At 62.8% G+C, this 11,820-nt stretch carries 11 protein-coding genes; 1 reads left to right on the top strand and 10 read right to left on the bottom strand.

The window, feature by feature from the left end; genetic code table 11:
• The 10 genes from D0901_RS19990 to D0901_RS19945 form a co-directional block, all read right to left on the bottom strand.
• Nucleotides 1-342 (bottom strand): Rid family hydrolase (locus D0901_RS19990; protein ID WP_129142060.1); only part of this gene is annotated, 342 nt, incomplete at its 3' end.
• A 79-nt stretch (nucleotides 343-421) separates the two neighbouring features.
• Nucleotides 422-1,561, bottom strand: coding sequence for an ornithine cyclodeaminase family protein (locus D0901_RS19985; protein ID WP_129142059.1), 1,140 nt, complete (start codon nucleotides 1,559-1,561; stop codon nucleotides 422-424).
• A gap of 506 nt (nucleotides 1,562-2,067) precedes the next feature.
• Entirely contained in the window at nucleotides 2,068-3,069 is a 1,002-nt protein-coding gene (locus D0901_RS19980; RefSeq protein WP_129142058.1) for an alpha/beta hydrolase family protein, read from the bottom strand.
• Between the two features lie 290 nt (nucleotides 3,070-3,359).
• The gene (locus D0901_RS19975) at nucleotides 3,360-4,400 is read right to left on the bottom strand and encodes a LacI family DNA-binding transcriptional regulator (protein WP_203234919.1); all 1,041 of its coding nucleotides are present in this window, start codon (nucleotides 4,398-4,400) and stop codon (nucleotides 3,360-3,362) included.
• 45 nt (nucleotides 4,401-4,445) lie between these two features.
• The gene (locus D0901_RS19970) at nucleotides 4,446-5,723 is read right to left on the bottom strand and encodes a D-tagatose-bisphosphate aldolase, class II, non-catalytic subunit (RefSeq protein ID WP_129142057.1); all 1,278 of its coding nucleotides are present in this window, start codon (nucleotides 5,721-5,723) and stop codon (nucleotides 4,446-4,448) included.
• On the bottom strand, nucleotides 5,720-6,670 hold the full coding sequence (locus D0901_RS19965; protein WP_129142056.1) for a tagatose kinase: 951 nt from the start codon (nucleotides 6,668-6,670) through the stop codon (nucleotides 5,720-5,722). Before D0901_RS19965 ends, D0901_RS19970 begins: the two co-directional genes overlap by 4 nt.
• Nucleotides 6,671-6,673: 3 nt before the next feature.
• Complete coding sequence (locus tag D0901_RS19960; protein ID WP_203234918.1) at nucleotides 6,674-7,645, bottom strand: ABC transporter permease; 972 nt, start codon at nucleotides 7,643-7,645, stop codon at nucleotides 6,674-6,676.
• On the bottom strand, nucleotides 7,642-9,153 hold the full coding sequence (locus tag D0901_RS19955; RefSeq protein WP_129142055.1) for a sugar ABC transporter ATP-binding protein: 1,512 nt from the start codon (nucleotides 9,151-9,153) through the stop codon (nucleotides 7,642-7,644). The genes D0901_RS19960 and D0901_RS19955 overlap by 4 nt, the downstream gene beginning before the upstream one ends.
• Before the next feature lie 63 nt (nucleotides 9,154-9,216).
• The gene (locus D0901_RS19950) at nucleotides 9,217-10,107 is read right to left on the bottom strand and encodes a substrate-binding domain-containing protein (RefSeq protein WP_129142054.1); all 891 of its coding nucleotides are present in this window, start codon (nucleotides 10,105-10,107) and stop codon (nucleotides 9,217-9,219) included.
• 295 nt (nucleotides 10,108-10,402) lie between these two features.
• The gene (locus tag D0901_RS19945; protein WP_129142053.1) at nucleotides 10,403-10,954 is read right to left on the bottom strand and encodes a TetR/AcrR family transcriptional regulator; all 552 of its coding nucleotides are present in this window, start codon (nucleotides 10,952-10,954) and stop codon (nucleotides 10,403-10,405) included.
• Between the two features lie 141 nt (nucleotides 10,955-11,095).
• Here D0901_RS19945 and D0901_RS19940 point away from each other — a divergent pair, with 141 nt between their 5' ends.
• Nucleotides 11,096-11,689, top strand: a complete 594-nt coding sequence (locus tag D0901_RS19940; protein WP_129142052.1) for a LysE family translocator — start codon at nucleotides 11,096-11,098, stop codon at nucleotides 11,687-11,689.
• Nucleotides 11,690-11,820 lie beyond the last annotated feature (131 nt).

Below are 11,820 nucleotides of genomic sequence, written 5' to 3'. Positions count from 1 at the left end.
CGCGGCGCCCAGCGGCGGGCAGGTCACGGTGATGGTCGGGTCGATACCCCGCATCTTCCGACCGAACAGTGTCATGACGGTCTCGGTATCCGCCGGGTTCTGGATGAAGATCCGCGCGGACACGATGTCGGCGAGACCGCTGCCCACCGACCCTAGCGCACCGTCGATATTGGCAAGGACCTGCAGCAGCTGCTCGCTCACGTCATCGGGGATCGCCTTGGTCTCGGGGTTGCGCCCGGCGGTATTGGATACCAGGATCCAGTTATCGACCGCCACTACACGTGAGTAACTCCCCAGTTCTTCGAACTTCGACCCTGTCTTGACCTTCACGATCCTGGTCATGATCTCTCTCCCGGTAATGTCATCGGATTTCATGGAGCGCCAACGCCGGGTGGCGCTGGCCGGCATGCAGACGGTGTCATCAGCTCAAGGCCGGGCTTTCCCAGAGGTTGAGCGTGACGCCGATGCCCTGTTCGATCGCCTTGCGATAGATCACCGTGCCCCAGGCCACGTCCTCGACCGGCATGCCGCCCACGGACAACAGGATGATCTCGTCGTCGTTGCGGCGACCCGGCGTGGCTCCGGCCACGATGGCGCCCAGATCCTCGAGCGCGTCGGCGGACAGGCGGCCATCGGCGATCATGTCCATGAACTTCAGGCCGACCAGGGGAATGCAGTTATGCGCCGGCTTGGGGACTTCCTCGTACCAGGCTTCGTACAGGCCGGTATTGTCGAGAACCTTGCGAACGTCCGGTGCCTCCATGCCGGCGTCGAAGTTGCACGGTGCGGGCATGGCCAGGAAAGTGCCCGGGCTCACCCACTCGCGCTTGACCAGCGGGTAGGCCTCGGGATTGCCCACTTCCCCCGAGGCGCAGTAGGTCACGATGTCCGAATCGCGAACCACCGACTCGATGTCGTCGACCACCTGGATGTCGGTGATCTGCGGGTAATGCGCGTGGACCCACCCGATGAAGGCATCCAGGCTTTTCCGACTGCGCCCCTTGACCTTGACGGTGTCGATCCCGGGGCAGGCCGCCACGAAGGCGGCCAGCGAGGTGCGCGCCATCACGCCGGGCCCGAAGATACCCACCACCTTCGAATCCTTGCGTGCCAGATGACGGGCGCCGACGCCCGGCACCGCGCCGGTGCGATAGGCCGAGAGCAGGTTGGCCGACATGTAGGCCAGGGGCGCGCCGGTGTCGGCATCGCTGAGCGTGAACATCAGGATCGAGCGCGGCAGCCCCTTTTCCCGGTTGGCGATGTTGGAGCCGTACCACTTGACGCCCGCCGTGCAGAAGTTGCCGCCCAGATAGGCCGGCATGGCCATCAGGCGGCGGTCGGCCGTGGGCTTGGGCATGGTGGGGAAGGGCGATTCATCGGGGAACATGATCATGGCCCCGTGAGAATCGTTGTTGGGCCCGGCCATGCGATAGTCGCCGTGGAAGAGCAGGCCGAACATCTCCTCCATGGTGTCCACGCAGGCCACCATGTCGGTAACGCCGGCACGGATCATGTCCTGTTCGGAGAGATAGATGAAGTCGATCCGGGTATCGTTGACCATGGCTGAATTCCGACTTGTTGTTGGATTATTGAAGCGGGAGATCGCCGCGCCTGGTTGTCAGGCTCGTGCCTGTTCAGGCGGTGACTAAGAACGTCTTTCACAACCGGTAGACGACGTGAGCTTCTCCGGCGGCAGGGCGTCGCGAGGGCGCTGTGAACCCCTCCCTGGGCGCTACCTTTGCCATCCATGGCAAAGGACCCTCGCTTTGCCCTGCCACCGGCACCCATCATCAGAGGGTTTGGAAATGCACTCTAAGTGGCGGCGGGGCACGCCGGAGGCGGTCCCCCGGTGGGCGTATCCCTGTCAACTATCTTGCGCGGCAAAGCCCATCGGCGTTAGCACAAATCGGCAACTCGGCGATCCGCGGTGGCCCGAAGACTTGTCGGGCCCCGGGATGGCTGGCGGGAGACGGCTGGAGGGCGGTGTTGAAGGGGCGGGCGAGGGAGTGTCGCTCGAGGGAGCAGTATCAAAGTGATCGCTGGTGTCAAGGAGGTTGTCGTTCTATTTCAAGGCCGTATCTTCAAGACCCTGTCGAGGTAATTCACGATGATCTCGCCTAGCTCTTGTTGGAATTCCACCCGATTGAAGTCTTGGGGATCTTCTGCAATCGGGCCCAGTTCGGGTTCGAGAAACTCCGGGAATGATGTCAAGAAGGAGTAATGGCCGGCATTGTGTATCATTTTGCGGGTCAGTTTCTGCTTGTCGGGAAGGCCCTTTGCGATGACGTCGGCGTTGTACGGTTCCGTCACCTCGTCATCCTTCTCTGCCTGCAGCAGTAAGACAGGGATGTTGACATCGTTTAGAGCGCCTTGGGCAGAAAACAATATGCCCACGGGTGCCATCAAGACCAGGGCTTTTATCCTGGCGTCCCTGGGGCTGTTTATGAGCGTTTTCGCCAAGGAGCCATCACGTGCGGGGGCGCAATACGGATCAGTCAGCCAAGGGTTTTTGTTGCATGTTTCAATCAGGCGGCGAGTGTCCCCGATGCCTCCTGCTGCCGCGATAGCGGAATACCCTCCCACGGAGTGCCCCAGAACCGCTATTTTCTCCGGGTCAATGTAAGTGTTCAGGCCCGGCGTGCCGAGAAGCTTGTCAATTGCCAACGTTATCTGCCTGGGACGGTTGATGTAGTTGGCGGCAGAGCCTGCTGAGGTGTTATCCAGGTAGTTGTCGTGGGGATGCAGCGGCATACCCACGATAAAGCCGCTCCTGGCCAGTGAGATGGCAATATCTTTATAGGACAAATAGCTCCCGCCTGAACCGTGGGACACGATGGCCAATGGATGCCTGCCTTCTAGAACGTCTCCGCCCACGGCTATGTCGAGCTTGAAGGGGCCCATTTCGACGACTTTCGGCTCGGAGCTGGTTGGATAAAAAACAGCCATCGGGAAGCCATCGCTTTCAACGGATGGCGATATGGTCATTGTTCGAAAGCCGACGTCATGAGCGTAAGAAAACGTAGAGGCAGTCGCTAACAGCACGACCAGGCATCGAAAGAACCATACCATTGCTTGTTTCCCGGGTTGCTTGCCAAGTTGATGTTCAGCGGGTGTTGGGCAGCGTGCCCGATATGTCATCTGAACGCGCGTGCGCGTCCGGCCCTATCATGTGGCGTGCTCCGACATCGGTTATCCTGCTGGAATCCCCCATTGTCAATTATCGCGATGCGGTACGGCACTGATCATCGTGCCCCCGGACGTGCCCAATGACCGTGGTCACTGCCTTTTCCGACATTTCCTGCAGCATTTTTCAGGCTGGACAAGCGCCTCGCGCATGGTGGGGCGGGTCGAGAGCGTACTCAGGCGGAATCGCGCAGGACAAGTTGGCCGGCAAACAGGGCGGCTTCTTGCATGGGCTCGTCATCGGTTTCGGGCGCATCGATGCGGGCCAATAGCGTGGCCATGGCCCGTTGCGCGATGCCCCGGATATCCTGCGACACCGTGGTCAAGGGCGGGCCCGAGTAGCGGGCGAAGGGGTGATCGTCGTGCCCCGCGATTCGCAACCGAGCGTCCTCGGTACGGCCCACGGGCACCTTGGCCTGCCAGGCGGCGAGCAGCGCCCCCAGCGCGATCCGGTCATTGGCACATAGGATGGTGCGCGTGGGTAGGCCGGCCTCCAGGACATGGCGCGTCTGTTCATGGCCGTAGCGTTCGAAGTCCCAGTCAAGCTGCCTGGGAACCGCAAGCACTCGCGCGCTTTCGTGGGCTTTTGCCATCGCCTCCTCATAGGCCGCGAGGCGAGCTTCGGCGTTGCGGTTGATGGGGGGCATGGGCAGAAAGCCGGGGGGCTCTCCCGAGCGACACAAGTATTCGACCATCAGGCCGATGCTTTGGGTGTTGTCGGTGCCGACGAAGGGTGTGCCGGCATCGGGAGCGCTGTCGACATAGACGATGGAGCTGCGGCGCTCCAGGCTGACCAGCCTGGCGCTCGGGCCCTCGGTGCCCAGGGGCACGACGATGGCCCCGGCGATGTTCATCGACTCCAGTCGCGAGATGGCGTCGACCTCGCGATCTGGCCGACCGTTCGAGGACAGCATGAACAGCACGTACCCCGCTCGGGAAGCGAGTTCTTCCACTTGGCGTACCAGCTCCATGTAGAAGGGGTCGGTGGCGGTAGGCACGATGATGCCCAGCACCCGGGTGCGGGTTCTCTTCAGGTTGGTCGCGAACAAGTTGGGCGTGAAACCGCAGGCTTCGATCGCCGCTTCTATCCGCTGCCGCGTGGCAGGGCGGACACTGTCCGGGGCATTGAAATATTTCGAGACGGTGGGCCGTGACAGCCCGACGTAGGCCGAAAACTCCTCCATGGTACGAATGTCGCTCGTGCCACCGTTGCTCATCCCTGCCTCGCTTTCCTGCGGAGTGTGCCCATCATCCACGGTGCATCATCCCTTGCAAGCCTCGATATAGTCCGTCATGACGTCCTCGATGGCCGCGAACAGCAAGTCCCGTGCGCGAGGCGCCACCACCTCGTTGCGCACTTTCTTGAGCAGACCGCCGAGATACTGGGCGATCAGTGGTTCGGGAATGTCGACCCCGTCGAGCTGCTGCAACAGCGCCTCCACGGCGGCCTTGGCTTGCGGTTCCGGCCAGTAGTAACGGATACGGTCACTGTACGAAAAGTGGCGCAACAGCGCCTGTTCCTGCGCGGAGCCTTCATAGTACTTCCGCCAGTTGTCCGGCGATGACAGCATCACCGCTTCCATGGTGTCGCGCAGGCTATGACGCCCTGATTCGGGATAGAGCTCGGTCGCGATCATGTCGAGACCGTAAAGCGCCTCGCGCAGGGCAAAGGTCAAGCCGGGCCCGACCTTCAGGATGGCGAAGCCGTCCTCGACCAGCGCGGCGAGCGCCGAGGGTGGCTGGTAGTCGGTGGAGTGGGCTTCGAAGACCAGCCCCGGAAGGTCGTCGAGGGTCCGGCTCAGTGCGCTGGCCTCGCTGGAATCGTAGACGATGACATTGTGGTTGCCGAATTCGACGCCGGGCTGAACCACGGCGGCGATGACACGCTCGAAGGCGTCTTCCAGGCCGGCCTCGCGGAAAGCGCGACGATGGACCGCGACGGTTTCGCGTACCGCGGCGGGGCGGGTGACCTCGAGGCCCTCGATCGCCTCCAGGGCACCACCCGGGACGGGGACCTCCGTGCCGATGATATACACCGGCGCCTGGTCGGGGTCGGGGCTGGCCTCCTCGGCGGCCTTGGCCAGACGTGCGGCGCGGGCGGCGGTCTCGGCATCGTCCAGGGCGATCGGCTCGCCGGCGCAACCCATGGAGCAGTCGAGGTGTAGCTTGGTGAAGCCAGCGGCGGCGTAGGCGCGAATCATCGTCTCGGCCTTGCCCATCGCGGCTTCGGCATCCAGCGCCTTCCACGGGTTGGGGCCGAGATGGTCGCCACCGAGGATGAGTCGCTCGAGGGGAAAGGACGCTCGCTCGGCGATGCCCACCACCATGGCGCGAAAGTCAGCGGGCGTCATGCCGGTGTACCCCCCGTCCTGATTCACCTGATTGCAGGTGGCCTCGATCAGCAGCGGCAGGCGCGTGGTCAGCGTGGCCCGCATCGCCGCTTCGAGCACCAGGGGGTGGGCCGAACACACCGAGGGGATGCCGGAGGGGCCCGGTTGCTGGCGCCAGGCCGCGAGGTCTCGAATCGAGGGTACGGTCATGAGCGGGTCTCCTGTGAAGCTAGCAAGCTGTCGAGCTGATGTCTGGTGGCCGCGCCTTCCATGGGCCCGAGGCGAGTCACCGCGTGGGCCCCGGCGGCATTGGCGTAGCGCAGGGCGATTTCCGGTGCGGCACCATTCAGCCAAAGGGCAACGAAGGCCCCGCCGAAACAGTCGCCGGCGCCGGTTGGATCGATTTCCTCCACCGCGAGTGGCGCCACGTCCGTGCGCCCGTCGCGGCAGTAGTGGCTGGCGCCCTGGCTGCCTCGCTTGACGACGATGTCCCTGATGCCGAGGCCAAGCAGATCGTCCACGGCGTCCTGTTCCGTGGTGGCCTCGGAGAACAGGAAGATTTCGTCGCCGGACGGCAGAAACAGATCGGTCTGGGTCAGCATGTCGGCGAGCGCCTCCCGCAGGCCGGGGGTGTCGAGCATTTCCGCCCTGAGGTTGGGGTCGAAGCTCACGCTGCCCCCACGCGCCTTGATGCGCTGTGCCGCCGACCTGGCCTGCGCTGCCATGTCGGGGATGATGAGGGCGGTGCCCATGATATGCAGGTGATCGCAGCTTGCGATCAGGGCTTCGCCGGCCGTGGTGGCGGGGAGGCGGGCGGCAGCGCTTTGCGGCAGGGTGAAGACGAAGCGCCTGCTGCCATCGGGACGGTAGCGGACGAAGGCGCAGCCGGTGACTTCGCCGGGGGCGATCTCGATGCCGCTGGTGTCGACGCCGTCATCGCGCAGTCGATCGATATTCAGATGACCGAAGTCGTCGTCACCGACGCGACCCAGGATGGCGCAAGCCTGGCCCATGCGACCCACCTGGTCGATGAAGATGGCCGGCGCGCCCGACGGGTAAGGGCCCGTCAGAGGCTGTGCCTCGCCAAACCCATCGCCCTGGGTCGTCGCCACGAACTCCACCAGGATCTCGCCGATAGTGAGTATTTTCTGGCTCATGGATTACCCCTTCTGACGCTTGGCGCGGACGTCGAGCCACACGGCCACCAGAATCACCAGCCCCTTGACGATCAGCTGATAGAAATAGGGCACCGAGAGCATGTTCATGCCATTGTTGAGCGCGCCGATGATGAGGGCCCCGATCAGGGTGCCGACCATCGTCCCGACGCCGCCCGCGAGACTGGTGCCTCCCAGCACGGCCGCGGCGATGGCATCCAGCTCATAGCTGATGCCCGCGTTGGTCTGCGCGGAATACAGGCGCGACGACATCATGATGCCGGCCACCGCTGCCATCAGACCGGAGATCATGAAGATCGAGATCTTCAGACGGTCGACCTTGATGCCCGAATAGATGGCCGCTTCACGGTTGCCGCCGGCGAGGTAAGTCCGCCGCCCGAAGGTGGTGTGAGCCAGCAGCAGGTGATTGAGGACGAACAGGCCCACCACGATCCAGATGATGATCGGCACGCCGGCTACGCTGCCGGTGCCGATCGCTGTCCAGGTGGGGTCGGTCAGCATCGCCGGGGCGCCATTGGTCGGGAGACTGACCATGCCGCGGTAGATGCTCATGGTGGCGACCGTCACGATGAAGGCGGGCAGCATCAGCTTGGCGGTCAGCACGCCATTGATCAGGCCCATCAAGGCCCCCGCGATCAGCGTGATGACCAAGGCCGGCATGAAGCCCCAGCCAAGCCCGATGACCTGGGCACCCACCATGCCGGCGACCGCCAGCATGGAGCCGACCGAGAGATCGATATCGCCCAGCAGGATCACCCAGGTCATGCCGAAGGCCAGCACCGCGATGACGGCAACCTGCTGCAGGATATTCATGAAGTTGGCGAGCGACATGAAACGCTCATTGGTGAGCGAGAAGAAGAAGCACAGCGCGATCAGCGACAGGAAGATGCCGCCGTACTGGCGTAGCGCCGACTTCAGGCGTTCGTGACTGGCGGGGGAAAATGAGGTCATATTCATGCGTGCTGTCCTGTAGCGTGGGCCATGACACCTTCGGGTGTGGATTCGGCAGCGGGCAGGATGGCCGCCAGGCGGCCTTCGGACATGACGGCGACGCGATCGGCCATGCCGAGTATTTCGGGGAGTTCCGAGGACACCATGACGATGGCCGTGCCCTCGGCAGCGAGCTGGCGAATGAGCCGATAGATTTCGAACTTGGCGCCCACGTCGACACCACGGGTCGGCTCGTCGAGGATCAGCACTCGCGGGCGGGTGGCGAGCCACTTGGCCAGGACCACTTTCTGCTGGTTGCCCCCGGAAAGCGTGCCGACCACCGTCTCGATGGAGTGGGTGCGCACCCCCAGGCGACTCACTTCATCGCCGGCCTGGCGTCGCTCCTTGGCGTTCTGCAGGACGCCGCCGGCGGAAATCTGCGCCAGCGACGCCATCGTGATGTTGGCGCGCACGGTCTGGTTCAGCACCAGCCCCTGCTCCTTGCGATTCTCGGTGACGAACCCCAGCCCCTTGTCGATCGCATCGGCGGCATCGGCCAGTTGCACGACCTCGCCGGCCAGGCGGATCCGGCCGGCCGCACGACGCATGCCGAACAGGGCGTTCATGATCTCGGAGCGACCGGAGCCGATCAGCCCGAAAAAGCCGAGAATCTCGCCGGCATCGACGTGAAACGAGATATCGTTGAACTCCCCGGGGCGTGTGAGCCCCTCCACCGACAACATCGGTGTCGACGGGCGTTCTTTCGTCTCGGCCAAGCGCGGTGGAAACATGTTTTCCATGGGGCGGCCGACCATCAGCGAGATCAGTTCCGAGGTCGTCGTCTCATCCTTCTTCAGCGTGGTGATGTATTCGCCGTCGCGCACGACAGTGATGTCGTCGGATAGACGCATGATTTCTTCCATGCGATGCGAGATATAGATCACCGCCTTGCCACGCTCGGTCAGCCGGCCAATGATGCGAAACAGAAGCTCCGCCTCCGAGTCGCTCAGCGATGAGGTCGGCTCGTCGAGGATCACCACGTCCGCGTCGTGACTCAGTCCCTTGGCGATCTCGACCAGCTGGCGCTGGGCCATGGAAAGATCGCCCACCCGTGCGCGCACGTTGATGGGCAGGCCGAGGTCATCCACCAGCGCCCTGGCGGTGGCAACCAGCTTGGCATCGGAAATCCAGCCCAGTCGCGAGGGCTCCCGGGTCGCCAGGATGTTTTCGGCCACGCTCAGGTTGTTACACAGGCTAAGTTCTTGAAAAACGATGGACAGCCCGCTTCGTGCGGCCTCCTGGGGCGTGGCCGGGGCATAAGGCTTGCCCCTCAGCCACATCTCGCCTGCGCTCAACGGATGAACACCGGCGAGGATTTTCATCAGCGTGGATTTTCCCGCGCCATTCTCCCCGAGTAGCGTGTGGACCCGACCGCGCTCAACCTGCAAGTCCATGCGTTTCAAGGCGGTTACCGGGCCAAAATGCTTGGCGACTCGGCTGAGACTGAGAAGCGGCGGTTGCTGGGGACTGGACATGACACACCCTTGGATCGATGAGGCGAGCGGTGGCCATCCAGGCAGCCACCGCAGGGGAGGGCATTACTTGCCGGTGTAGACGCCGGGCACGATGGGCTGCTCGGCCGGCACCGTTTCCCCCTTCATGATCTTGATGGCGGTCTGTACCGCCTGGCGGCCGATTTCATCCGGATACTGCTGAATCACGCCGACCATGACCGGGTTGGTGTCCACCGCCTCGCGGGCTTCCTGCATGCCGTCGAAGCCGACCACCTTGACCTGGTCTTCCAGATTGGCGGCCTTCACGGCGACGCTGGCCGCGAGTGCGGCATCGTCACCGAAGCCGAAGATGCCATCGATGTCGGGATTGGCCTGGAGCATGTTCTGAGAGACGGCGAGGGCCTCGGCGCGGGTCGTGCCGGTCTGCTGGGCAACGATCTCGATGTCGGGATACGCCTTGAGGCCGTCCTTGAAGCCCTCGATGCGAGACACGACGGATTGCACGGTGGGGTAGTCAATGATCGCCACCTGGCCTTTCCCGCCGAGTTCCTCACCCATCAGTTCGGCGGCTCGCTGCCCGCCGGTGAAGTTGTCGGTACCGATATGGGATGTGACGTCCACGCCCTTGGCGGGTACATCGACCGTGATGACCTTAATGCCCGCCTGTTGGGCCTTCATGATCGCCGGTAGTACACCCTGGCTGTCCACCGGCGAGATGATCAGCACATCGACGCCCCTGACGATGAAGTCCTCGACGTCGGCAAGCTGCTTGCTCAGGTCCTGGTTGGCGATCGAGACATCGAGTGACACGTCACTGGAGGCCGCTTCCTGCTGCATGGCTTCTGCCAACTGGATATAGAACGGATGCTGCTGGGTCAGCAACGAGGCGCCGATGCCATCCGCCCAGCTGATCGAGGCGTTAAACGCCAAAGCGGCAGCACCGATGGTGGAAATCGCCTTGCGAAGAATGCTCATGGACTACTCCTGTGAAGCCTGGCCGCTGCGAGCAGGGGCCTGATGTGGCGGAAACTGTATGGGTGGTCTCGTGAAAAGAAATTTATATACACGTGTAAAGTTTCGCCACACGACTTTGGTCGGGTAGGGCGGGCCGTACGGCCAAGCCTGCCAGTGCGTCAGGGCTCGATGGAGCCGCCAAGTCGCTGAGACCATGCATCAAGCGTTTGCCGGGCAGGTCTCGGCCGAAGCCCGGCTGGGACGGTGGGAGCCGACAGCCGGCTGCCTTGTGGGAGTGCCATTACGGCGGACGAGTCTATGGGCGAAGACGTGGCAGCAATCTGGCCGCTATCCGCTTTGCTCTCTCGACCGGTTGGAGATTGCCCTCACGCAGTACACCCATGACGGCGCCATCGATGAGCAGTTGAAAGTCGCGGGCGAGTTCGTCGCTGGGTGAGTGGCCGGCCTGCTCGAGCACGCGAGCCATGATCTGTATCTGGGCCAGCTTGTGCGCTCTGGCGATGCGGTGGGTCTCGCTGCGGCGGTCGGCAGCTTCAACCATGGCGTTGATGAAGGCGCAGCCCCGAAAGTCGGCTTGTCCGTAGCGCTCGGCGATGACATCGAACACGCCAAGCGGCGAGCTGCCATTGGCGGCAATCCCTGCCTCGAGTGATGCCAGGGCCCTTTCATTACGGTGGCGTAGCACGGCATGAACCAGCGCGTCCTTGCTTTCGAAGTGACGATAGAACGACGCACGCCCAACCCCGGAGGTTTCAATCAACTCACTGATGCCGACCGCATTGATGCCGCGTTGATAGAAGAGCGCTTCCGCCGTCGCGATCAGTCGTTCACGAGCCTGTGTCGGCATGGCTTCCCCCTCCGAGATGTTGACTTTGGATGGTAATGATCGGTACCGTTATGTGCAAACGGTACCGATCGGTTCCGAATCAGAGTGGCGTGTCACGGGCATCATCGCTGCGAGAGACCGTGTTCGGAGAGGAAGAGGCCCATGTCACAACTCACCACGCTCGCTATCACGGCACTGCTCCTGTTCGGCTCCCCGGGGCCAGGCCCCATGACGATCGTGGCGACATCCGCCACATTCGGCGTCCGCAAGACGCTCTCACTCTATGCGGGCATTCTGACCGGACTGGCGCTTTCGATGGTGGCCTCCGCCCTTGGCCTGGCGGCGCTGCTGGTGACCTGGCCGAATATGAAGCTGACACTGCAAATCGTGGGCGGGCTTTACGTGCTCTACCTCGCCTACCGTATTGCCACCACGCCGCTCGACACGAACGCGGCCGAAGGCGCCCGCCTCACGATGCGCGATGGCATTTTGCTCAACGTGCTCAACCCGAAGTCCTACGCGGTATTGCTGGTGATCTACTCTCAGTTCTTACTGCCGATATCGCCAACGGCCATGGCTTACATGGCCACCATGGGGGTTTGCCTGGCGGTGGCCGTTTTCACCAATATCTTCTGGATGTGCGTCGGCGGTGCAATCCGGCCGCTCGTGCAGCGACCCCTTTTCTCCCGATTGCTACGTCTTGGCTTCGCTCTGCTGATGGTCGCGGCTGTCTCCTGGGCTTTTATTCAGAGTTGAGCCCATCAGGATTCGATTCCCTTATTTAACTTGCTGAAAATAAAGGGATAACTATCCAGTCTATTTTTCACTATACCATCAGGTATGCCAGTTTGATGACGGTTGGATGAGTACCTTGATTCACCTGCACT

Origin of the sequence: Modicisalibacter coralii (assembly GCF_004117855.1) — a bacterium.
GTDB lineage: Bacteria > Pseudomonadota > Gammaproteobacteria > Pseudomonadales > Halomonadaceae > Modicisalibacter > Modicisalibacter coralii.
The sequence above is the reverse complement of the archived record's forward strand: the minus strand, read 5'-3'. Positions and strand labels throughout refer to the sequence as shown.

Excerpts from the sequence above, each read along its gene's own strand:
- D0901_RS19985 (WP_129142059.1), bottom strand. The coding sequence starts at position 1,561 with ATGGTCAACGATACCCGGATCGACTTCATCTATCTCTCCGAACAGGAC.
- D0901_RS19980 (WP_129142058.1), bottom strand. The coding sequence starts at position 3,069 with ATGGTATGGTTCTTTCGATGCCTGGTCGTGCTGTTAGCGACTGCCTCT.
- D0901_RS19975 (WP_203234919.1), bottom strand. The coding sequence starts at position 4,400 with ATGAGCAACGGTGGCACGAGCGACATTCGTACCATGGAGGAGTTTTCG.
- D0901_RS19970 (WP_129142057.1), bottom strand. The coding sequence starts at position 5,723 with ATGACCGTACCCTCGATTCGAGACCTCGCGGCCTGGCGCCAGCAACCG.
- D0901_RS19965 (WP_129142056.1), bottom strand. The coding sequence starts at position 6,670 with ATGAGCCAGAAAATACTCACTATCGGCGAGATCCTGGTGGAGTTCGTG.
- D0901_RS19960 (WP_203234918.1), bottom strand. The coding sequence starts at position 7,645 with ATGAATATGACCTCATTTTCCCCCGCCAGTCACGAACGCCTGAAGTCG.
- D0901_RS19955 (WP_129142055.1), bottom strand. The coding sequence starts at position 9,153 with ATGTCCAGTCCCCAGCAACCGCCGCTTCTCAGTCTCAGCCGAGTCGCC.
- D0901_RS19950 (WP_129142054.1), bottom strand. The coding sequence starts at position 10,107 with ATGAGCATTCTTCGCAAGGCGATTTCCACCATCGGTGCTGCCGCTTTG.
- D0901_RS19945 (WP_129142053.1), bottom strand. The coding sequence starts at position 10,954 with ATGCCGACACAGGCTCGTGAACGACTGATCGCGACGGCGGAAGCGCTC.
- D0901_RS19940 (WP_129142052.1), top strand. The coding sequence starts at position 11,096 with ATGTCACAACTCACCACGCTCGCTATCACGGCACTGCTCCTGTTCGGC.